Annotated in this window: 19 protein-coding genes; 14 read left to right on the top strand and 5 right to left on the bottom strand. The window is 68.7% G+C overall.

Annotation, left to right across the window (positions count from 1 at the left end; all coding sequences use genetic code 11):
- The first annotated feature begins 345 nt into the window (after positions 1-345).
- The 5 genes from BHD05_RS14345 to BHD05_RS14325 all read left to right on the top strand — a co-directional run bounded on the left by BHD05_RS14345 (position 346) and on the right by BHD05_RS14325 (position 4,156).
- Positions 346-906, top strand: a complete 561-nt coding sequence (locus BHD05_RS14345) for an alternate-type signal peptide domain-containing protein (protein ID WP_161887036.1) — start codon at positions 346-348, stop codon at positions 904-906.
- Between the two features lie 84 nt (positions 907-990).
- On the top strand, positions 991-1,566 hold the full coding sequence (locus BHD05_RS14340) for a hypothetical protein (RefSeq protein ID WP_161887035.1): 576 nt from the start codon (positions 991-993) through the stop codon (positions 1,564-1,566).
- Between the two features lie 2 nt (positions 1,567-1,568).
- The gene (locus tag BHD05_RS14335; RefSeq protein ID WP_161887034.1) at positions 1,569-2,828 is read left to right on the top strand and encodes an RICIN domain-containing protein; all 1,260 of its coding nucleotides are present in this window, start codon (positions 1,569-1,571) and stop codon (positions 2,826-2,828) included.
- A 3-nt stretch (positions 2,829-2,831) separates the two neighbouring features.
- Positions 2,832-3,575, top strand: coding sequence for a hypothetical protein (locus tag BHD05_RS14330; RefSeq protein ID WP_161887033.1), 744 nt, complete (start codon positions 2,832-2,834; stop codon positions 3,573-3,575).
- Positions 3,572-4,156 (top strand): signal peptidase I, encoded by a 585-nt coding sequence (locus BHD05_RS14325; RefSeq protein ID WP_236966561.1) that lies wholly within the window; start codon positions 3,572-3,574, stop codon positions 4,154-4,156. The genes BHD05_RS14330 and BHD05_RS14325 overlap by 4 nt, the downstream gene beginning before the upstream one ends.
- On the opposite strand, the gene glgX is transcribed toward BHD05_RS14325, so the two are convergent.
- Positions 4,153-6,192, bottom strand: a complete 2,040-nt coding sequence (gene glgX / locus BHD05_RS14320) for a glycogen debranching protein GlgX (RefSeq protein ID WP_161887032.1) — start codon at positions 6,190-6,192, stop codon at positions 4,153-4,155. The two genes, BHD05_RS14325 and glgX, sit on opposite strands and share 4 nt — an antisense overlap.
- Before the next feature lie 61 nt (positions 6,193-6,253).
- On the opposite strand from glgX, the gene BHD05_RS14315 reads away from it, so the two are divergent.
- From BHD05_RS14315 to BHD05_RS14295, 5 genes are all read left to right on the top strand, one after another.
- On the top strand, positions 6,254-7,414 hold the full coding sequence (locus tag BHD05_RS14315; protein ID WP_161887031.1) for a cysteine desulfurase family protein: 1,161 nt from the start codon (positions 6,254-6,256) through the stop codon (positions 7,412-7,414).
- Positions 7,407-7,964: a hypothetical protein gene (locus tag BHD05_RS14310; protein WP_161887030.1), complete on the top strand. Its 558-nt coding sequence runs from the start codon at positions 7,407-7,409 to the stop codon at positions 7,962-7,964. Before BHD05_RS14315 ends, BHD05_RS14310 begins: the two co-directional genes overlap by 8 nt.
- A gap of 47 nt (positions 7,965-8,011) precedes the next feature.
- Positions 8,012-9,160: a tRNA 2-thiouridine(34) synthase MnmA gene (mnmA, locus tag BHD05_RS14305; protein WP_161887029.1), complete on the top strand. Its 1,149-nt coding sequence runs from the start codon at positions 8,012-8,014 to the stop codon at positions 9,158-9,160.
- 75 nt (positions 9,161-9,235) lie between these two features.
- Complete coding sequence (gene ligA / locus BHD05_RS14300) at positions 9,236-11,512, top strand: NAD-dependent DNA ligase LigA (RefSeq protein WP_161887028.1); 2,277 nt, start codon at positions 9,236-9,238, stop codon at positions 11,510-11,512.
- Between the two features lie 142 nt (positions 11,513-11,654).
- Complete coding sequence (locus BHD05_RS14295; protein ID WP_161887027.1) at positions 11,655-13,067, top strand: alpha/beta hydrolase; 1,413 nt, start codon at positions 11,655-11,657, stop codon at positions 13,065-13,067.
- A gap of 20 nt (positions 13,068-13,087) precedes the next feature.
- Here BHD05_RS14295 and BHD05_RS14290 read toward each other — a convergent pair whose 3' ends face one another.
- Positions 13,088-13,540 carry an META domain-containing protein gene (locus tag BHD05_RS14290; RefSeq protein ID WP_161887026.1) on the bottom strand — a complete coding sequence of 151 codons (453 nt, stop codon included), beginning with the start codon at positions 13,538-13,540 and terminating at the stop codon, positions 13,088-13,090.
- Positions 13,541-13,717: 177 nt separating this feature from the next.
- On the opposite strand from BHD05_RS14290, the gene gatC reads away from it, so the two are divergent.
- From gatC to gatB, 3 genes are read left to right on the top strand one after another with little or no spacing between them, the layout of a single operon-like run.
- Positions 13,718-14,017 (top strand): Asp-tRNA(Asn)/Glu-tRNA(Gln) amidotransferase subunit GatC, encoded by a 300-nt coding sequence (gene gatC, locus BHD05_RS14285; RefSeq protein ID WP_161887025.1) that lies wholly within the window; start codon positions 13,718-13,720, stop codon positions 14,015-14,017.
- A complete protein-coding gene (gene gatA / locus BHD05_RS14280; RefSeq protein WP_161887024.1) occupies positions 14,017-15,555 on the top strand; it encodes an Asp-tRNA(Asn)/Glu-tRNA(Gln) amidotransferase subunit GatA in 1,539 nt (512 codons plus the stop codon). Before gatC ends, gatA begins: the two co-directional genes overlap by 1 nt.
- On the top strand, positions 15,555-17,060 hold the full coding sequence (gatB, locus tag BHD05_RS14275) for an Asp-tRNA(Asn)/Glu-tRNA(Gln) amidotransferase subunit GatB (RefSeq protein WP_161887023.1): 1,506 nt from the start codon (positions 15,555-15,557) through the stop codon (positions 17,058-17,060). The genes gatA and gatB overlap by 1 nt, the downstream gene beginning before the upstream one ends.
- A 199-nt stretch (positions 17,061-17,259) precedes the next feature.
- Here the strand turns inward: gatB and BHD05_RS14270 are convergent, their stop codons facing one another.
- Genes BHD05_RS14270 through BHD05_RS14260 form a run of 3 tightly spaced genes read right to left on the bottom strand, consistent with a single transcriptional unit; the run spans position 17,260 to position 19,156 of the window.
- Entirely contained in the window at positions 17,260-17,856 is a 597-nt protein-coding gene (locus BHD05_RS14270) for an energy-coupling factor transporter transmembrane component T family protein (RefSeq protein ID WP_161887022.1), read from the bottom strand.
- A complete protein-coding gene (locus BHD05_RS14265; RefSeq protein WP_418763815.1) occupies positions 17,853-18,545 on the bottom strand; it encodes an energy-coupling factor ABC transporter ATP-binding protein in 693 nt (230 codons plus the stop codon). Before BHD05_RS14265 ends, BHD05_RS14270 begins: the two co-directional genes overlap by 4 nt.
- Entirely contained in the window at positions 18,542-19,156 is a 615-nt protein-coding gene (locus BHD05_RS14260; protein WP_161887021.1) for a biotin transporter BioY, read from the bottom strand. Before BHD05_RS14260 ends, BHD05_RS14265 begins: the two co-directional genes overlap by 4 nt.
- Before the next feature lie 74 nt (positions 19,157-19,230).
- Here BHD05_RS14260 and BHD05_RS14255 point away from each other — a divergent pair, with 74 nt between their 5' ends.
- Positions 19,231-19,887 carry a TetR/AcrR family transcriptional regulator C-terminal domain-containing protein gene (locus BHD05_RS14255; protein WP_161887020.1) on the top strand — a complete coding sequence of 219 codons (657 nt, stop codon included), beginning with the start codon at positions 19,231-19,233 and terminating at the stop codon, positions 19,885-19,887.
- The last annotated feature ends 122 nt before the right edge of the window (positions 19,888-20,009 follow it).

The raw sequence follows: 20,009 nt of genomic DNA, 5'->3' as shown, positions 1-20,009 counted from the left end.
CTTGTTGCAACGGAATCGGTTGCCAACACGGGCCGATTCGGCGGATTCCGCATCCGAACCGCGTTATTGAGTGTGCCTCGCACTGGGGGTGCAAGGAGGATAGACGGGCTTGTCTGTCCTTCATATAGTTGACCCCGAGACAGTGACACGCACCGCGAGCCGACATGGCGAACCGGTGCGGCGCACACGATCCACAGCCCGAATTTCGGGTGGGGGCACCACAGACTCACGGACGCCGCGAACATCGCGCTGCCCGCGCCGCACTTCGCGGCACATCACTCTCGATCACGGGTTCCGCCCGTGCGTACAGGCTCCGGCTCAGGCGGTGCCGCGAAAGGAATCATCATGAACAAGCTCCTCAAGGGTGCAGTCGCCGGTGCAGCTGGTGTCGCCCTCCTCCTCGGTGGCGCGGGTAGCTTCGCGCTGTGGAACTCGACAGCGACCGTCAACGTTGGCTCCGTCGCATCCGGCACCCTGTCGATTGCCGCAACAGGCGCCCCGACCTGGAAGGACATCTCGGCCAGCAAGACCGCGTCGGCGATCGCCGACATCTCGACCTTCAAGATTGCTCCCGGCGACACGATCGAGCTCACCCAGGTCGTCGAGATCGACGCCGTCGGAGACAACCTCCGCGCCACTTTGTCGTACGACGCGCTCAACGCCACCGCGTTGGCTGCGGATCAGGAACTGCTCGACCAGCTGGTGATCACGCTCGACGCGACCGGAGGCGCCAACGTCGTTCGCATCCCTGGCACCCAGACCTTCGCCGTGACGCCGGCGAGCTCGACGAGCACGGTCACGGCCACGGTCAAGATCGCCTTCCCGTCCACCGTCACCAGCGCCACCAACGGCACCGTCGACTTCTCAAAGCTGGCCTTCAAGCTGCAGCAGAACGCCCGCTCCTAGGCCGGGTGGGATGCGTCGGCCGAATCCGGCGCATCCCTCCCTCTTGTTCGACACCATCACAGACAGGACCGGAAGGAGCGCGACATGAACGCCGAATCGACCAGCGCTCCCCGCTCCCGCCCGAGCGTGCTGCGCCGGATGCTCAGCGCCGCCGCCGCGATCGCCGTGGCGACGTTCCTGGCCCTGCTCGGCACCGGCACCAGCTACGCCCTCTGGAACGGCGAGGCCGTCGTCGACGCCTCGAGCGTCTCCTCCGGCAACGTCGGCCTCACCATCAACGGTGCGGCGGCCTACGCACTCACCGGCCTCGACGCCGAGCGACTCGCGCCGGGCCGCTCGCAGGCCGCCTCACTCGCCATCGCCAACACCGGCACCACCAGACTCTCCGTCACCGTCTCGGGCACCGAGGTGCTCGCCCAGTCCAACTCGCTGGCCGGCTTCCTCACGGCGAGCCTCGTGCCGGCCGCCGACTGCGCCGTCGCGACCTTCGTTCCAGCGCCGCTCGCGGGCTTCACGACGACCGCGGCGCCCGTCGTGCTCGAGCCCGGCGAGACCCGGCAGTTCTGTCTCGCGATCAGCCTCAACGCCGCGGCTCCGCCCGCCGCGCAGGGTGGCGGCGCGACCTTCGCGATGGCCATCAACGCCGTCCAGGTGCGTTGACCATGGCCAGGCACCGCACCGCTATCGCCATCGGCACGGCGGCATTCATCGTCCTCGCGGGCACCGGAGTCGGCAACGCGTACTGGAGCACCCAGGCATCGACGGCCGGCAGCGTCAACGCCGGAGCGATCGGCATCGCCACGAGCGGGTTCCCCGCCCTTACGACCAACTACACGGCATCCGCCCTCGCCATCTCGGCACCCGTCACGGTCACCAACACGGGCACGGTCTGGGCGCCGTTCTCGCTCACGCTCGGCGTCACGTCAGCGACCGCCCTCGCGACCGGCGCGATCGTGCGGACCTGGCCGGTCGCGGCGGCGACCGCCTGCACAGCCACGAGTATCGCTCCGTCGTCAGCGACGACGAGCAGCTGGGTAAACTTTCCCGCGCTGACCGGCACACTGGAGCCGGGCGCCTCCGCGACCTACTGCGTGCGCTCGTCCGTCTCCGCACTGCAGCAGTCCACGATCGCCGGCACGAACCTGTCCGCCGCACTCGCGGTCACGTCGGCCGTGGGGAGCTGGGTCGCCAGCGCCACCTCCTCCGCAGCCCAGGCCGTGCTCGACTCGACGTCGCCCAGCACGCCGGGCGCGCCTGTCGCCTCGGCGACGACCGCGACGGGGACCTCGCTCGCCTGGCCGGCATCGACAGACAACGTCGCTGTGACTGGCTACGACGTCTACCGCGACGGACTCCTCCGCGCGACCGTCGCTGGCACCGCGTTCACCGACAGCGGCCTCACGGCCGCCACGACCTACCGGTACACGATCGTCGCGCGCGACGCGGCGGGCAATGTGTCAGCGGTGTCAACGGGCACGAACGTCGTCACGAGCTCCGCTCCCGGCGTGCTCGATCCGGCGCTGTGGTACTCCGTCAGCACCGCCAGCGGGGTGTGCATCGAGTCCGGACCGAAGCCCACGAACGGCGGCCACCTGGGCGTGGCCACCTGCGGCGGAAGCGACAAGAACGAGTGGAAGGTCGTGGCGGTGGGCGGCTACTACACCGTGGTGTCCCGGCGCGCCCCGACGCTTGTCTGGGACATCACGGACGCCAGCCTGGCCGCGAATGCCACAGCGCGGCTGTCCACCTCGAACGGTGCCACAAGCCAGCAGTGGCAGGTCTCGCAGAACTCATCGGGCACCTACCAGTTCGTCAACCGCAACAGCGGGCTGTGCCTCTCGGTGCCGACCTCGGGATCTCTGCGGCAGCAGGCCTGCGGCAGTGCGAACTCGCTCCTGTTCACCATCACAATGGTCGGCTGAGCCGTGGCCACCCGGTGGATCACCTGGCTCGGTGGCACCGCTGTCGGCATCGCGCTGCTCGCCTCGAGCGCGACGCCGGCCGCGGCGGAGGAAAACCTCGACGTGCTCCTCAGCTCCGACGGCATCGTGTTCTCCAGCGCACCGCCTCAGGGGATCTTCGATCCGCTCGCCACTCTCGTCCCCGGGGAATCCCTCGAGTCGGTGCTCTGGATCAGGAACCCCGCCACCACCCGCGCGGTCGTGCGGGTGAGTGCAACGGGGCTCAGCATCCCCTCGTCGTCGTTCGCCGGGGACGTCTCGTTGACCACCACTGATTCGCAGGGGAGCGGAACGCGCTCGCGCACCCTCTCGCAACTTTCCGAGTGTGAGATGCTCGTCCCGTCCCAGATGCTGGAGGGGGGAGCGACGATGCGTCTCGATCTGAGCTTCGCCATGTCGCCGGATGCGCGGAATGTCTCGCAGAGCCAGCGTGCGGACCTCAGCCTGCTCATCGCCATGCGGGACGCGGATGCCGGAGAGTTCGCGGAGTCCGCGTGCGACGACCCCGGTGTGGTCATCGGACCGAAGCCCGCCGCGCCGACTCACGGTGGGCCCTCCGTACCCGCGAGCAGCGGATCCGCCCCGGGCGCCCTCGCGCGCACGGGCGTCGACCTGCCCGTGCCGCTCATCGCGATCGGCTCCCTGCTGCTCGGCGCCGGATTCTTCCTCCTCGGCGCCCGCCGCCGCCGCGGACGCGAGGAGTCGTGAGCGACGTGCGCGAGGAGACGGGAACAGCTCCCCGCGAGAAGGGCCTGCTCCACTACGTCGGCCTCAGACTGAGCGGGGCACTGCTCCTGCTCGTCTTCGCGCTCGCCGTGATCGTCATTGTGGTCCCACGGGCATCCGGATCCATCCCGCTCACGGTGTTGACCGGGTCGATGGCACCCGGGCTTCCCCCCGGCACGCTCATCGTGGTTCAGCCGGTCGACGTCGACGATCTCGCGGTCGGCGACGTCATCACGTACCAGATCCGCTCCGGCGACCCCGCCGTGATCACCCACCGCATCATCGCGATCAACGCGCCCACGACCGGGGAGCGCACCTTCGAGACCAAGGGCGACAACAACAGCGACGCCGATCCCGACCCGGTCGGCGCGATTCAGGTGCAGGGCAAGGTCTGGTACTCAGTTCCGCTTGTCGGCTTTGCCAACAACGCCGTCAACGGGGAGAACCGGGCCTGGATCGTACCGGGCCTCGCCACGCTGCTCATCGCCTACGCCGGGTACATGATCGCGAGCGGCGCAGCCACCGCGGTGCGGAAGAAGCGCGCGTTTCAGCCTCGCCCCTAGAGCGCCCGGAACAGCTGCATCGACGTGCCCGCTATCACGCGTTCGGCGCCCGGCGCGAGCTCGATGCCTTCGGCCCCATCGTCCGCGCTGTCCCATAGCAGCACGTAGCAGGAGACACCGGTGTGCGTCGGAAGCGTCACGGTCATCGGGGTCTCAAGGCCGTGAACGATGAGCAGGATGCGGTTGAATTCCTCCAACTCCGGAGTCGATGCCGCGAGGTACTGCAGGGTTCTGGCGGTGGGGGAATCCCAGTTCTCACCCGACATCGTGGCGCCGTCGGCGTTGAACCAGTCCATCTGGGTCGACGACGGTGTCTTCTCGCCGAAGACCCCGAACCTCACGGGGCGCAGGGCCGGGTTCTCGCGGCGCAGGCGGAGGAGGCGACGCGACACGTCGAGGAGCTCGTCCTGCCACGGGTCCTTCGTCCAGGGCAGCCAGGTGAGGGTGCTGTCGTGGCAGTATGCGTTGTTGTTGCCGTGCTGGCTGCGCCCGAATTCGTCGCCGGCCGTGATCATCGGAACGCCGCCGGAGAGCAGCAAGGTGCCGAGGAGGTTGCGCATCGCGCGGCACCGGGCGGCCACCACCGCCGGGTCGCCGGTCGGACCCTCGACGCCGTGGTTGAACGAATGGTTGTTGTCGGTGCCGTCGCGGTTGTTCTCACCGTTGCCGAGGTTGTGCTTCTGGTTGTATGCGGTGAGGTCGGCGATGGTGAAGCCGTCGTGGGCGGTGATGAAGTTGACTGAAGCGAGCGGGCCGCGCTCGTGGGAGAACACGTGCGCCGACCCGGCCAGCCTTCGCGCCATGCTGCCGATGCCCTGCCCCGCGACGCCGTGCAGGCGCTCGCTCGACACGTCGGTGAGCCAGAAGTCGCGCATCCGGTCGCGGTAGCCGTCGTTCCACTCCTCCCACCCGTTCGGGAAGTTGCCCACCTGCCATCCGCCCATGCCCACGTCCCACGGCTCGGCGATCATCTTGACGTTCTGCAACGCAGGGTCGTCGATGATCGCGTGGAGCAACGGATGGTCGGGGGTGAACATCACGTTGTCGTCACGTCCGAGCGCCGGAGCCAGATCGAAACGGAACCCGTCGATCTGCACCTCGTTGGCCCAGTACCGTAACGAGTCGAGCACGAGCCGCTGCGCGGCGGGCAGGGCGAAGTCGAGCGTGTTGCCGCACCCGGTCACGTCGATGTAGTCGCCGTCGGCCATCTGCCGGTAGTAGTTCGCGTTGTCGAGCCCACGGAAACTTGTGGTGGGCCCGGTGGGACCCTCCTCGGCGGTGTGGTTGTAGACGACGTCGAGGATTACCTCGAGGCCGGCCTCGTGCAGGAGCTTGACCATGCCCTTGAACTCGCGCAGCACCGCCGCGGCACCCGCCACCTGGGCCGCGCGCGACGCGTAGGCCGCATGCGGCGTGAAGAAGCCCAGGGTGTTGTAGCCCCAGTAGTTGCGCAGGCCCTGCTTGATGAGCCGCTGCTCGCTCACGAACTGCTGCACCGGCAGGAGCTCGATGGCCGTGACGCCGAGGTCTTTGAGGTAGGCAATGTTGCTCTCGTGGGCGAGGCCTGCATAGGTGCCGCGCAACCGCTCGGGGATCGACGGGTTGAGCTTGCTGAGCCCCTTCGCGTGGGCCTCATAGATCACGGTGTGGTCGAGGGGCGTGTTCGGCTTGCGCGCGCCTGCCCAGTCGAATGCGTCGTCCTGCACGATCGAGTGCCAATGGCCGGAATTCGTGCGAGCGAGCCCACGCGCGTAAGGATCGATGAGATGCAGGCTCTTGTCGAACGCGTGCTGCGGGCCGGTGGGGCCGGATGCGCGCAACGAGTAGTGCGCACCCGGGACGAGTCGGCTCGATGCCCCCGACCAGACTCCGTGCTCGTCGCGTGTCAACTGCAGCTTCTCGGCCAGCCAGCTCGGGTCGTTCGGGGCGAAAACGCATGCCTCGATCGCGGTCGCGCTCCCTGACCACACTCGCACCTGACCTCCCTCAGGGGTGGCGCGAACGCCGAGGTCGCGCAACATGTCGGTTTCAGGCATGCGTCCTAGAGTAACTAGTGCGCGAAGCCCCACCGCGCCGCCCACTTTCTGGAGATTTGTCATGGCCGTCTACCTCGACCACGCGGCGACAACGCCGATGCTCGGCGAGTCGATCGCGGCCTACACCTCGGCCCTCGGCATCGTGGGCAACCCCTCCTCGATCCACAGTCAGGGCCAGAACGCGAAGCGCCTGCTCGAGGAGGCCCGCGAGGCCGTCGCGGCGTCGCTCGGCTGCGATCCGATCGAGGTCGTCTTCACCAGCGGCGGCACCGAGTCGATCAACCTGGCGATCAAGGGCCTGTACTGGGCGCGCAATTCGCCGGGAAACCGCCGCCCACGCATCCTCGTTCCGCTCGGCGAGCACCACGCGACGGTTGACACGGTCGAGTGGCTCGAACGCTACGAGGGCGCGATCCTCGAATGGTTGCCGCTCGACTCGCTGGGCCGGGTCTCGGTCGGCGCCGTTGCCGACGCGTTCGCCGCCCATGACGACATCGCCCTTGTGAGCCTGCTGATGGCGAACAACGAGGTCGGCACCCTCCAGCCCGTCGAGCAGGTCGTTGCGATCGCCTCGGCCCACGGCGTCCCCGTGCACGCCGACGCGGTCTCGAGCTATCACCGGCTGCCGATCGACTTCGCCGCGAGCGGCCTCGCCGCCCTCAGCGTCTCGGCCCACAAGATCGGCGGGCCGCTCGGCATCGGCGCGCTCGTTCTCGCCCGGTCGACGACGGTCGTGCCGCTCATCCACGGCGGCGGGCAGCAGCGCGACGTGCGCTCCGGCACCCAGGATGCGCCTGCGGCAATCGCGTTCGGGGTCGCCGCACAGCATCCGCCCGTCTCTCTCGCGCCGTTGCGCGACCGCATCATCGACGGTGTGCGTGCCGCCGTTCCGGATGCCGTGCTGCGCGGCGACCCGATCGACAGGCTCGACAACAACGCCCACTTCACCTTCCCCGGCTGCGAGGGCGACTCGCTGCTCTTCCTGCTCGACGTGTCCGGTGTCTCGGTCAGCACAGGTTCGGCCTGCCGGGCCGGCATCCCAGAGGTGTCGCACGTGCTGCGGGCGATGGGCGTGAGCGATGCGGATGCCCGTGGCGCTCTGCGCATGACGCTGGGCCACAGCAGTACCGAGGCCGACGTCGACGCGTTTCTCGCGGCGCTGCCCGCCGCGTATGCGCGTGCGCGGAGGGCCGGGTTCGCGGACCGTGATGTGAATGAGTAGGCGGATCGCGGGCGTGGTGATCGGTACCGCGCTCGCCGTGCTGCTCACCGGTTGTGTCGCGGGCGAGTCGCCGGAACCCGCGGCATCCGCCCCGATCGCGCCGAGCTCGTCGCCGGAAGACGAGTCGGAGCCGTCGCCGCTGCTGCCGGTCTACCCCGACGGGTACACGATCGACAACGTGCAGGCCGAGACGGAGCGTGTCGCCGTTCGGATCACCGGCCTCGTCGCGGTCGCGGGGCTGCTCGGACAGGACACCTATTCGCAGGAGGTCGAGAACACCGAGAGAGAGGGCAGCTACTGGGGCGTGCTCAACACCATCACGCTCGAGCCCGACGTGGAGGCGGAGATCCAGGCCGCGAGCGTCGCTGCCGACCTCGCCGACGCCGGCTGGCTGCTGGTCGATGGGGCGCAATCCCCGAGTGACTATGCCGTGGCGCTGACGAGCAGCGAGGATCCGGAGCGGGCATGGTTCCTGGTGCTCGGAGCCGACCTCAGCGTGCCGGGGGAGTCCGTGGTGACGGTGCGGCTCTCGAGCCCGCCGCTGCCCTGAGGGTCGGCCGACTTTCGCGCAGAGGCCTGGCGCGTACCATTGAACCCATGAAGGTTCTGGCAGCGATGAGTGGCGGCGTCGACTCGGCGGTCGCCGCAGCCCGAGCCGTCGAGGCCGGGCACGAGGTGGTCGGTGTCCACCTCGCCCTGAGCCGGATGCCCGGCACCCTCCGCACCGGAGCCCGCGGCTGCTGCACGATCGAAGACTCGATGGATGCCCAGCGTGCCGCGAACATCATCGGCATCCCGTACTACGTGTGGGACTTCTCCGAGAGGTTCAAGCTCGACGTCGTCGACGACTTCATCGCCGAGTACACCGCCGGGCGCACCCCCAACCCGTGCATGCGGTGTAACGAGCGCATCAAGTTCGCCGCCCTGCTCGAGAAGGCGCTCGACCTCGGCTTCGATGCGGTCGCGACCGGCCACTACGCGAACATCCAGACGGATGCCGACGGCAACCGCGAGCTGCACCGCGCCGCCGACTGGGCCAAGGACCAGTCCTACGTGCTCGGCGTGCTGACGTCGGAGCAGCTCGCCCACAGCATGTTCCCGCTTGGGGCCACGCCGTCCAAGGCCGAGGTGCGCGCGGAGGCCGCCGCCCGTGGATTCTCCGTGGCAACCAAACCCGACTCGCACGACATCTGCTTCATCCCGGACGGTGACACCCGCGGTTGGCTGGCCGAGCGCGTCGGTGCTGAGCAGGGAGTCATTCGCGACCGGACAGGCGACGTCGTCGGAAGCCACGAGGGAGCGAACGCCTTCACGATCGGTCAGCGCAAGGGGCTCAATCTCGGCGTGCCGAGCGCTGACGGACGCCCCCGCTTCGTGCTCGAGGTGAAGCCCGCGAGCAACGAGGTCGTCGTGGGGCCGCGCGAGGCGCTCGACATCGCCGAGGTCGCCGGCAGCAAGCTGAGCTGGGCCGGCCTCGGCCCCGTCGACTCCGGCATCATCGCGGATGCCGCGGACCCGTTCGACTGTTTCGTGCAGATCCGCGCGCACTCCGAGCCGGTCGCCGCCGTCGCGCGCCTCGTTCCCCGCACCGGAGCATCCGAGGGTCAGGTCGAGCTCGTCATCCGACCGAACGTGCCGCTCAACGGCGTCGCGCCCGGACAGACCGCGGTGCTCTACGTCGGCACCCGCGTGCTCGGCCAGTGCACGATCGACCGCACGGTCAGCGCGGTCCCCGTCCCCGCCTGACGACAGCACTGCCGCAGGCGCCCCGGCGCCGCCGGGCGCCTGCGGAGCGTCGTCGCCACTGCCTAAGCTGAGGGGGTGGCAGATACCAAGGCAGAGTTCGACGCGGCGAAGACCGAGGCCGACGGGTTGACCGGTCGCATTCTCGAGCTGCGTGACGCCTACTACGAGCGCGACACCGTGCTGGTGAGCGACGACGAGTACGATTCGATGCTCCGTCGTCTGCAGGAGCTCGAACGGCTGTTTCCCGAACTGCAGAGCCAGGACTCGCCCACCCAGACGATCGGCGGACGCGCCGAGACCACCCTCTTCGCGCCGGTCCGGCATGCCGACCGAATGCTGAGCCTCGACAACGTCTTCTCGATTGACGAGTTCGGCGCCTGGGCCACGAAGGTCGAGCGCGACTCCGGCCGCCAGGTCCGCTATCTCTGCGAACTGAAGATCGACGGACTCGCGATCAACCTGCGCTATGAGAACGGCGTGCTCGTCACGGCCGCGACGCGCGGCGACGGCGTCGTCGGCGAGGACGTCACCGAGAACGTCGCCTGGGTGCCGAGCATCCCTCGCAGGCTCGCGGGGTCCGGGCATCCGCCGCTCGTCGAGGTTCGCGGCGAGGTGTTCTTCCCGGTCGCGGCGTTCCTCGATCTCAACGCGGAACAGGCTGCCGCCGGTGACCGCATCTTCGCGAACCCGCGCAACGCGGCATCCGGCAGCCTTCGACAGAAGGAAGAGAGCAAAACGCCGCCGCAGGTCGAGCGGATGCGCAGGAGGCTCGGCCGCCTGAGCATGCTCGTGCACGGTATCGGGGCCTGGCAGAACCCGCCGGTCGACGCGCAGTCGAAGGTCTACGAGCTGCTCGCGACATGGGGCCTGCCGACCAGCACCCACTTCAGGGTGCTTCCCTCCAGTGGCGAGGTCGCCGAGTTCATCGAGTACATGGGCGTGCACCGCGACAGTGTCGAGCACGAGATCGACGGCATCGTCATCAAGGTCGACGAACTCGCCCTTCACGAGGAGCTCGGCGCAACCAGCCGCGCCCCGCGCTGGGCCATCGCCTACAAGTACCCGCCCGAGCAGGTCAACACGAAGCTGCTCGACATCGTCGTCAGCGTTGGCCGCACCGGGCGGGTGACGCCGTTCGCCGTCATGCAGAAGGTGCGGGTGGCGGGCAGCGAGGTGCGCCAGGCGACCCTGCACAACCAGGACGTCGTCAAGGCCAAGGGTGTGCTCATCGGCGACACCGTCGTGCTGCGCAAGGCAGGGGACGTGATTCCCGAGGTGCTCGGCCCGGTTGTCGAGCTGCGCGACGGCACCGAACGCGAATTCATCATGCCGACCGAGTGCCCGGAGTGCGGGACCGGGCTGCGCGCGATGAAGGAGGGCGACATCGACCTGCGCTGCCCGAACGCGCGCAGCTGTCCCGCCCAGGTGCGCGGACGGGTCGAGCACATCGGCAGCCGCGGTGGCCTCGACATCGAGGGCCTCGGAGAGGTCGGGGCGGCGGCGCTCACCCAACCCCTCGAGCCGACGGACCCACCGCTCGTGACCGAGGCCGGCCTGTTCGAGCTGCAGTTGCGCGACATCTTCCCCATCCGGGTGCTCGTGCGCGACTCCGAGACGGGCCTCGTCAAGCTCAACGACGACGGCACCCCTCGCCAAGAAACCCCGTTCCGCCGCAAGAGGCGCCTCACGGGCAAGAACCCTGACCCCGCCTTCGATCCGGATGATGCGGATGCTGCGGCGCCGCCCTTCGCGGGAGACGCCAACTACGTTCCCTCGACGGCCGCCACCAAGCTCATCGCCGAGCTTGAGCTCGCCAAGTCCAAGGAACTCTGGCGCTTCCTCGTCGCGTTGAGCATCCGGCACGTCGGGCCCGTTGCCGCACGGGCGCTCGCCGCCTATTTCGGGTCGATTGAGGCCATCCGCGGTGCCACTCGCGACGAGCTCGCCGCGGTCGACGGCGTCGGCGGCATCATTGCCGACTCGCTTATCGACTGGTTCGCGGTCGATTGGCATGTGGAGATAATCGACCGCTGGCGCGCCGCCGGTGTGCCGTTCGCGATCGCCGGCCATCCGGGCCCCGGCGCCGCCTCGGCCGGCGGGGGAGTGCTCGACGGGCTGACCGTCGTCGCCACGGGTTCTCTCGAGGGCTTCACCCGAGAGGGCGCGCTCGAGGCGATCATCGCGGCCGGGGGCAAGGCCGCGAGCAGCGTGAGCAAGAAGACCGACTTCGTCGCGGCCGGACCGGGTGCGGGGTCGAAGCTCGCTAAGGCCGAGGCGCTCGGCTTGCGCATCATCGATGCCGCCCAGTTCGCTGTGCTCGTGACCGAGGGACCGTCCGCGCTGGACGCATAATTCCTCAGGTTACCTGAACCTCTTGTCAAGTCTTCCTCGACTCCTAGGTCAGACCGACCGTTCCCCTCTAACATGAAGGTGGATCAGATCATCCGGCCCGGGAGCAGCACGTTTTCGGCGCCCATTAAAGAGGTTCGCCCGAATGCTGTTTGGCGTTGCAGCAATTCTTGTCACCTCGGTCGCACTCAGCGGTGCCACCGGGGCGTTAATCGTGCCGGAAAGCAACGCCGCCGCGAACTCGTACGTCATCCCCACCTCGCAGACCGCGGGATACATCTATCTCGGCGGTACCTCGCCCGCCGACTCCGCATCCGCTTTCTTCGCCCCCGCGCAGGGCCTTCGCACCGCTCCCGGTTCGGTGAATACCGAGCTCCTTCCGAGGCTCGGCGGTCGTGCCCTCCTCGACCAGCTCAGCCTGCTCCACGCCACCGACATTGCCGCCTTCGTGAGCGCCAATCCCGCGTCGGTCACGAAGCTTCTCGTAAACCCTCCGTCGGCTAAGTCTGTGAACCGGTGGTGGTCGCTCGCCTCGGATTCCTCGCGCGACGCATTCCTCGCCGGCGCCCCAGAACTGGCCGGCAACCTCGATGGGCTCCCGATGGCGCTGCGCGATGAGGCCAACCGTGTCGTGCTGAGCAAATCGATCGCCGAGGCCGAGCGCACCATGCCCGGCCTCGGTCGGGCCAGGCAGGTCGACGCGGCGCAGCGCCTGCACATGCTCGGCGAGATCCGCAAGTCCCTCGTCACGCGGGCGGGTCAGCCCGATCGCCATCTTCTGCAGCTCGACACCGTCTGGCCCGGGCGCGCCGCCGTCGTGATCGGCGACCTCGCGACGGCCGACTACGTGAGCTACTTCGTGCCCGGAATGTTCTTCTCCACCGACCGCCTCATTGTCGAATGGGCCGTCATCGCCGAGGACCTCTATACGGAGCAGACCGACTGGATCGCGCGCCTCGGTCGAACCGACGCGGCGCTGCGCGGCAAGTCTGTCGCCACGGTCGCCTGGATCGGCTACGAAACCCCCGGAATCCTCGACATCGCCTCGCTCGACCTCGCTCGAGAGGGTGCCAAGTCGATCAGCAGTGCGGTCGACGGCGTCAGGGCAACACGCCAGGGCGACGGGCCGTACCTGACGCTGCTCACCCACTCCTACGGCTCGACCGCGACCCTCATGGCGCTCGCAGACGGCGCGATGGAGGTCGACGCCCTCGTCCTCATCGGATCCCCGGGCAGCGCCGCGCAATCGGTCGACGACATCCGGATGCCCTCCGGCCGGGTCTTCGTCGGCGAGGCCGCGTGGGACCCGGTCACCAACAGCGCGTTCTTCGGCAGCGATCCGGGGGCCCCGTCGTTCGGAGCCCAGACGATGAGCGTTGCCGGCGGAGTCGACCCGATCACCGGCCGCACTCTCGCCACCGCCACCGGCCACCTCGGCTATTTCGACATCGGAACCGAGGCCATGCGCAACATGTCGCTCGTCGGGCTCGACCGCGGCGACCTCGTGACCGGGGCGGACAAGGCCACGCGCGGCACTCTCCTGGCCGGCGGTCGATGACGACGCTGAGGTGTCCAACGCTACGTTTCGACGTCGTTCGACCACGCCACAAAGCGCAGTTCGATGTCGTCGGTGGTGAGCCGCAACTCGTCGCCTGCCAGCTCGGCAGCCGTCACCGTGGCGAGGGCCGCGAGGTAACGGCGCTCCGTCTCCATGATGCTCAGGGGAACGCAGATCATGCCGGTGTTGTCGATCTGCGCGATCTCGACGGCCCCCGGGCCACCGGTCAGATCAATCGTGTAGTTGTTGCACGCCGTACTGCCACCGCCGATCTCGCCGTCGATCGACAGCGTAACTGCGGAGTGCCCGAGACCGATCGTGCCCGCCTTGTCCGCCCCCGCGACGAGCAGCCACTGCCCGTGGAGGCCATCAGCAGATTCCCCCGTTGTTCCCGCCACGCCCGCACAGCCGGAGAGGGCGAGCGCACCGATCAGCGCAGCGGACACAGCCAGTTGGCGCGTGGGACTTCTCAATGGCGCCTCCTCGGGGATGCGTCCAGTTGAACCCATAAGGCATCCCCACAACAGGGGGGTGACAATGCCGGCATTGTGCGCATTCACCCCACTGCTCGCCGCGCGACCGGGGCTTGCCCGGGCCGAATAGACTTGATGCCGTCCCCCGAAGCCCTCACGGGCAGTGCACGGAGTCGCATGTCTGAAATCACGACCGAACAGGTCGCCCACCTGGCGCACCTCGCCAGGATCGCCCTCACCCCGCAGGAGATCGAGAAGCTCACGGGCGAGCTCGGCACGATCGTCGATTCGATCGCCAAGGTGTCGCAGGTCGCAGGGGAGGATGTTCCGGCCACGAGCCATCCGATCCCGCTGTCGAACGTCTTCCGCCCGGATGTGCCCGGCGCGACGCTGACCACCGAGGAGGCCCTCGCCGGCGCACCCGAGCACGACGGCTCACGTTTCAAGGTCTCCGCGATCCTGGGGGAGGAGCAGTAATGCCGCTCACACGCATGTCGGCCGCTGAGCTCAGCCAGAAGCTCGCCGCCAAGGAGATCTCGAGCGTCGAGGTCACCCAGGCCCACCTCGACCGCATCGCCGCGGTCGACGGAGACGTGCACGCCTTCCTGCACATCTCGGATGCCGCCCTGTCGACTGCCGCGGATGTCGACTCCCGCCGCATCGACGGTGAGCTGCTCGGCCCACTCGCCGGCGTGCCGATTGCCATCAAGGACGTGCTGTGCACAATCGACATGCCCTCAACGGCGGGGTCGAGAATTCTCGAGGGCTGGGTGCCGCCGTACGACGCGACCGTGGTGCGCAAGCTCCGCCACGCGCACCTCGTGCCGCTCGGCAAGACGAACATGGACGAGTTCGCGATGGGCTCCTCTACCGAGCACTCCGCGTACGGTCCGACCCACAACCCGTGGGACCTCGACCGGATCCCCGGCGGATCCGGCGGCGGCTCGGCCGCCGCGGTCGCCGCATTCGAGGCGCCCCTCGCGCTCGGCTCCGACACCGGCGGCTCGATCCGCCAGCCCGCGGCCGTTACCGGTTCGGTCGGAGTCAAGCCCACCTACGGCGGCGTTTCGCGCTACGGTGCGATCGCACTTGCGAGCTCCCTCGACCAGGTCGGCCCGGTCAGCCGCACAGTGCTCGATGCCGCGCTGCTGCACGACGTCATCGGAGGACATGACCCCCGCGACTCCACCTCGCTCACGGACGTCTGGCCGTGCTTCGCTGATGCCGCTCGCGCGGGCCGCACCTCGCGGTCCCTCAAGGGTGTGCGGGTCGGCGTTGTCAAGGAGCTCAACGGCGAGGGCTTCCAAGCGGGCGTGCGCAGCCGCTTCGCCGAGTCGCTCGAGACCATGGCCGCAGCCGGCGCCGAGATCGTGGAGGTCTCCGCCCCGAACTTCGAGTATGCGATCGCCGCGTATTATTTGATCCTGCCCGCCGAGGCATCCAGCAACCTCGCCAAGTACGACTCCGTGCGTTTCGGCCTGCGGGTGAACCCGCCCGGTGGCGGTACCGTCGAGGACGTCATGGCGGCGACCCGCGAGGCCGGGTTCGGCGACGAGGTCAAGCGCCGTATCATCCTGGGCACCTACGCCCTCAGCGCCGGCTACTACGACGCCTACTACGGGAGCGCGCAGAAGGTGCGCACGCTCATCCAGCGCGACTTCGCTGCGGCGTTCGAGCAGGTCGACGTGCTTGTCAGCCCCTCGGCGCCGACCACGGCGTTCAAGCTGGGCGAGAAGCTCAACGACCCGCTGGCGATGTACCTCAACGACATCACGACGATCCCCGCGAACCTCGCCGGGGTGCCCGGTATGGGCCTCCCGATGGGCCTCGCTCCCGAGGACGGCCTGCCGACCGGACTCCAGATCATGGCTCCGGCGCGTCAGGATGCGCGGCTGTACTCCGTGGGCGGTGCCCTCGAGGCGCTGCTCGAGGAAAAGTGGGGGCACACGCTGATCAGCCAGGCGCCGCGGCTCGAATTCACCGAAATGAACGCGGCACGTGGAGGAGTGGTCTGATGGCCAAGGTAGAACTGATGGACTACGACAGGGCCATCGAGATGTTCGAGCCGGTGCTCGGCTTCGAGGTGCACATCGAGCTCAACACCAAGACGAAGATGTTCTCCGATGCCCCGAACTTCTTCGGCGGCGAGCCCAACACGAACATCACGCCGGTCGACCTCGGGCTGCCCGGTTCCCTCCCGGTCGTGAACGAGCAGGCGATCAAGTACTCGATCAGCCTCGGTCTCGCGCTCGGCTGCTCGATCGCACCGAGCTCCAGGTTCGCCCGCAAGAACTACTTCTACCCCGACCTCGCGAAGAACTACCAGATCAGCCAGTTCGACGAGCCGATCGCGTTCGACGGCAACGTCGAGGTCGAGCTCGACGACGGCCGCGTGTTCCAGATCTCCATCGAGCGCGCGCACATGGAGGAGGATGCCGGCAAGCTCACCCACGTCGGTGGTTCGACCGGCCGCATTCAGGGTGCCGAGTATTCGCTTGTCGACTACAACCGCGCCGGAGTGCCGCTCGTTGAGATCGTCACGAATATTATCTACGGCGCCGAGAAGGATGCCCCGGAGCTCGCGAAGGCGTACGTCTCGACGATCCGTGACATCGTGCGCTCGCTCGACATCTCGGATGCCCGCATGGAGCGAGGCAACCTGCGCTGCGACGCGAACATCTCGCTGACCCCGCGTGGATCCGGCAAGCTGGGCACCCGCACCGAGACGAAAAACGTCAACAGCCTGCGTAGCGTCGAGCGCGCTATCCGGTACGAGATCCAGCGACAGGCGGCAATCCTCGCCACGGGCGGCACCATCACCCAGGAGACGCGCCACTGGCACGAGGACACCGGCACGACCTCGGCCGGCAGGCCGAAGAGCGATGCCGACGACTACCGCTACTTTCCCGAGCCCGACCTGCTGCCGGTCGAGCCCTCACTCGAACTGATCGAGGAGTTGCGCGCCGCTCTGCCCGAGTCGCCGCTGCTGATGCGCCGTCGGCTCAAGGTCGACTGGGGCTTTAGCGACATCGACTTCCAGTCGGTCGTCAACGCGGGCCTGCTCGTCGAGCTCGTCGATACCGTATCGGAGGGCGCGTCGCCGCAGTCCGCCCGCAAGTGGTGGATGGGCGAGATCAGCCGCACCGCGAACGAGCAGGGGGTGGATGCTTCGTCGCTCGTGAACGCGCACCAGGTCGCCGCGCTCGTCAAGCTCATCGACGCAGGCATCCTCACCGACCGCCTCGCGCGCCAGGTGCTCGAGGGTGTCATCGCGGGCGAGGGCACGCCGGCCGAGGTCGTCGCGTCGCGTGGGCTGGCGGTCGTCTCGGACGACACCGCGCTCATCGCGGCGATCGATACCGCACTCGCCTCGCAGCCAGACGTGCTCGAGAAGATCCGCGACGGCAAGCTGCAGGCCGCAGGGGCCGTGATTGGCGCCGTAATGAAGGCTATGAAGGGCCAGGCGGATGCGGCCCGCGTGCGCGAACTGGTACTGGAGCGCGCCGGCTCTGCCGGGTAGGGGTGTCAGGCGGTTGATCGTCCGCGGTTCAGGCCGCGCGAGTTGCCCACTTGTGTTGCTTGGCGGGCCCCAGAAGGGACTTATGTGGGCCGTTCGCGGGTGTGAGGGCGCAATCTCGCGCGAGTCGCCCACTTGTGTTGCTTCGCGGGCCTCGGAGGGGACCGATGTGGGCAGCTCACGGGGATAGTTAGCGCGCGGCTCACTCCACACCGCGCGCAACCAGCGCGTCGGCGAGGTCGTCGGAGTGCTTCAGTGCCATCACGAGCAGCGGAACCACGAAGGTCCCGATCCGCAGCGGCACGCCTCGCGCGCGCTGCGCCTCCCGAATGGATGCCGCGAACCCGGCGATGACGGGGATCGCCGTGATCGTCATCGCCAGGAGCAGCCCGATGCTGCTCGGATTCACCCCGAACCGGCGCAACGGCGCGAGGGACCGTTCGGTCGCGTCGAGCAGGTCGGGGATGCGGGTGGTGAGGGTGATGAGCGCGGCGAGCACGATCACGGTGAGAACCCGCCCGGTGTTCGCCACCGCGACGAGTGGCGGCAGGAACACGAGCTGCGCGAGCAGCATCACGAGCATGACCCAGCGCACGACGACGACCTGACGGAGAAGGTCGCGCATCCCCAGACCTGCGACGAGGTAGCCGCCGACGACCAGCGCGAACAGGGCCGGGAGAGCCCACGCGCTTCGCGCCGCGAGGGTGATCGCCAGCGTCAGTGCCATGAATATCAACACCTTGGGGCCAGCGGGCATCCGGTGGATCGGGCTTGTGCCGGGCAGGTACAGCGCGATCACGCATGCTCCCGCTCGTAGTGCGCGATCACGTCGCGGGGGTCGCCGCGCTCCAGCATCCGCCCGTCCTCGAACCGGAGCACGACGTCGCACCGGGCCGCCAGGCGCATGTCGTGGGTGACCAGTACGAGCTGCTGCGCAAGCTCATCGAGCAGGTGATTGCCGATGCGCCGGGTGTTCGCGGCGTCGAGCAGCGCGGTCGGCTCGTCCGCGACGATGAGTGCCGGCTGCCTGATCAGGATCGCGGCCAGCGCGAGCAGCTGCTTCTGCCCGCCGGAAAGGGTGTGCGCCGGCGCGTCGGCGAGGGCGTCGAGGCCGTACGTGCCCAATGTGGCCGCGACCCGCTCGGCGACCTCGTCGCGCGCCAGGCCCTGCCCGCGGAGCGAGAACGCGACGTCCTCGGCGACGGTCGGCATGACGATCTGCGCATCCGGGTTGCTGAAGATGAAGCCGACCCGGCGGCGGAGCTGCTTCGCCTCGCGAGCCGGGTCGAGTCCGTGCACGCGCACGTGGCCAGCACTGGGCGCGACGAGGCCGTTGAGCATGCGCGCGAATGTCGACTTGCCCGAGCCGTTCGACCCGATCACCGCGATGCGGCGCTCGGGCAGCATGACGGAGACGTCGCGCAGTGCCATCCGTCCTTCGAAGTCGACCGAGACGGCGTCGAATGCGATCGACGGATGCCCCGTCACCGCAGAACCGGGGGAGCGGTGGCCGGGACCGCCTCGCCGCCGCGCGCCTCACGGCGGAATGCCCGCGGATAGGCGCGCCACAGCGCCATGGTGATGACGGTCGCAATGACGACCTTCAGGATGTCCCCGGGCAGAAAGACCGCGCTCGCGAGCACGGTCTCGGCGAGGGGGAGCTGGGTGATGAGCGACTGCAGCGGGATGCCGAAGGTGTAGACGACGAGGATTCCGCCCACGAAGCACCCGAGAGCCGTCCACCACCACGTCGGTCGGCGAGTCCCGGCCTGGGCGATCGCGCCCACGACGAACGCGCCGAAGACCCACCCGATTAAATAGCCGACCGTGGCGCCGGCGAACACACCGACGCCGCCGCGGCCGCCCGACAGCAGGGGGAGGCCGACGAACACGAGCGCGAGAAAGGTGAGCACCGCCGCCGCGCCGCGCCACGAGCCCAGCACGGCGCCGGCGAGCATCACTCCGAGGGTCTGGGCGGTGATGGGCACGGCGCCGCCGAACGCCGGAATCGCGCCGGGGATTCCGAGCACGGCGATGATCGCCGCGAAGATCGCGATCCTGGTGATGTCACGAATATCGATCCGAACCCGACGAGCCACTGTGCTTCCATCCTTACCGCTACCTGAACGCTGTTCACCTGAACACCGTTCATGCTAGTGGTAGGTTCGAAGGGATGACGAACGATGACGGCTCGGCGGCGCGGTACCCCCGCCACTCGCGCGACGATGTCGTCGCCGCGGCGATGGCCGTCCTCGACCAGAACGGACTGCCCGACCTGACCATGCGCCGCCTCGCGGCCACGCTCGACGTTCAGCCGAGCGCGCTCTATTGGCACTTTGCGAACAAGCAGACCCTGCTGGCGTCGGTCGCCGACCAGATCGTCGCCCGAGCCCGTCCCTCCTTCGCTGCGCACGGCGGTGACTGGGCGGAGGCGACGCGCGCCGAGGCGGATGCCCTTCGGGACGCGCTGCTCGCGTACCGGGACGGCGCAGAGGTCGTCTCGAGCACGCTCGCGCTCGGCCTCGGTGCGGGGGAGGCGATAGCGCGGCTCACCGGTGCGATAGACGGCGGCGGGTTTGACCGGCGCACGAGCGAGTGCGCAGCGGCGGCAGTGCTCCACTTCGTTCTCGGGCACGTGTCGCACGAGCAGCAGCGGCTCCAGGCCGACAGTCTGGGTGTGGTGGTCGCCGAACAGTCGGCCGATGCGGCGCAGGTCTCGACGTCCGCGGGGGGCCGGGAGGCCTTCGACTTCGGCATCACCCTCCTGCTCGCCGGGCTGGCCGTGTTGGCGCCGGCCCCCTCGGCCCCCCGCCGCGAGTCGCCAGCGTAGGTCGCCTTTCCCGGCTGAACTACCTCCGTGAGCTGCCCACATGGGTCGCCTCTGATGCCGGCACAGCGGCACAAGTGGGCGGTTCGCGGGAAGGCTACCGCTGAGGCATCCAGGATCGCAGC

The organism is Marisediminicola antarctica, from assembly GCF_009930795.1.
Lineage (GTDB): Bacteria > Actinomycetota > Actinomycetes > Actinomycetales > Microbacteriaceae > Marisediminicola > Marisediminicola antarctica.
Note: the sequence above shows the minus strand (reverse complement) of the source record. Positions and strands in the feature narration are given on the sequence as shown.

Coding starts and splice junctions, on each gene's coding strand:
- BHD05_RS14345 (WP_161887036.1), top strand. CDS start 346: ATGAACAAGCTCCTCAAGGGTGCAGTCGCCGGTGCAGCTGGTGTCGCC.
- gatB (WP_161887023.1), top strand. CDS start 15,555: ATGGCCAAGGTAGAACTGATGGACTACGACAGGGCCATCGAGATGTTC.
- glgX (WP_161887032.1), bottom strand. CDS start 6,192: ATGCCTGAAACCGACATGTTGCGCGACCTCGGCGTTCGCGCCACCCCT.
- BHD05_RS14255 (WP_161887020.1), top strand. CDS start 19,231: ATGACGAACGATGACGGCTCGGCGGCGCGGTACCCCCGCCACTCGCGC.
- gatC (WP_161887025.1), top strand. CDS start 13,718: ATGTCTGAAATCACGACCGAACAGGTCGCCCACCTGGCGCACCTCGCC.
- BHD05_RS14295 (WP_161887027.1), top strand. CDS start 11,655: ATGCTGTTTGGCGTTGCAGCAATTCTTGTCACCTCGGTCGCACTCAGC.
- gatA (WP_161887024.1), top strand. CDS start 14,017: ATGCCGCTCACACGCATGTCGGCCGCTGAGCTCAGCCAGAAGCTCGCC.
- BHD05_RS14315 (WP_161887031.1), top strand. CDS start 6,254: ATGGCCGTCTACCTCGACCACGCGGCGACAACGCCGATGCTCGGCGAG.
- BHD05_RS14340 (WP_161887035.1), top strand. CDS start 991: ATGAACGCCGAATCGACCAGCGCTCCCCGCTCCCGCCCGAGCGTGCTG.
- BHD05_RS14335 (WP_161887034.1), top strand. CDS start 1,569: ATGGCCAGGCACCGCACCGCTATCGCCATCGGCACGGCGGCATTCATC.
- BHD05_RS14310 (WP_161887030.1), top strand. CDS start 7,407: ATGAGTAGGCGGATCGCGGGCGTGGTGATCGGTACCGCGCTCGCCGTG.
- mnmA (WP_161887029.1), top strand. CDS start 8,012: ATGAAGGTTCTGGCAGCGATGAGTGGCGGCGTCGACTCGGCGGTCGCC.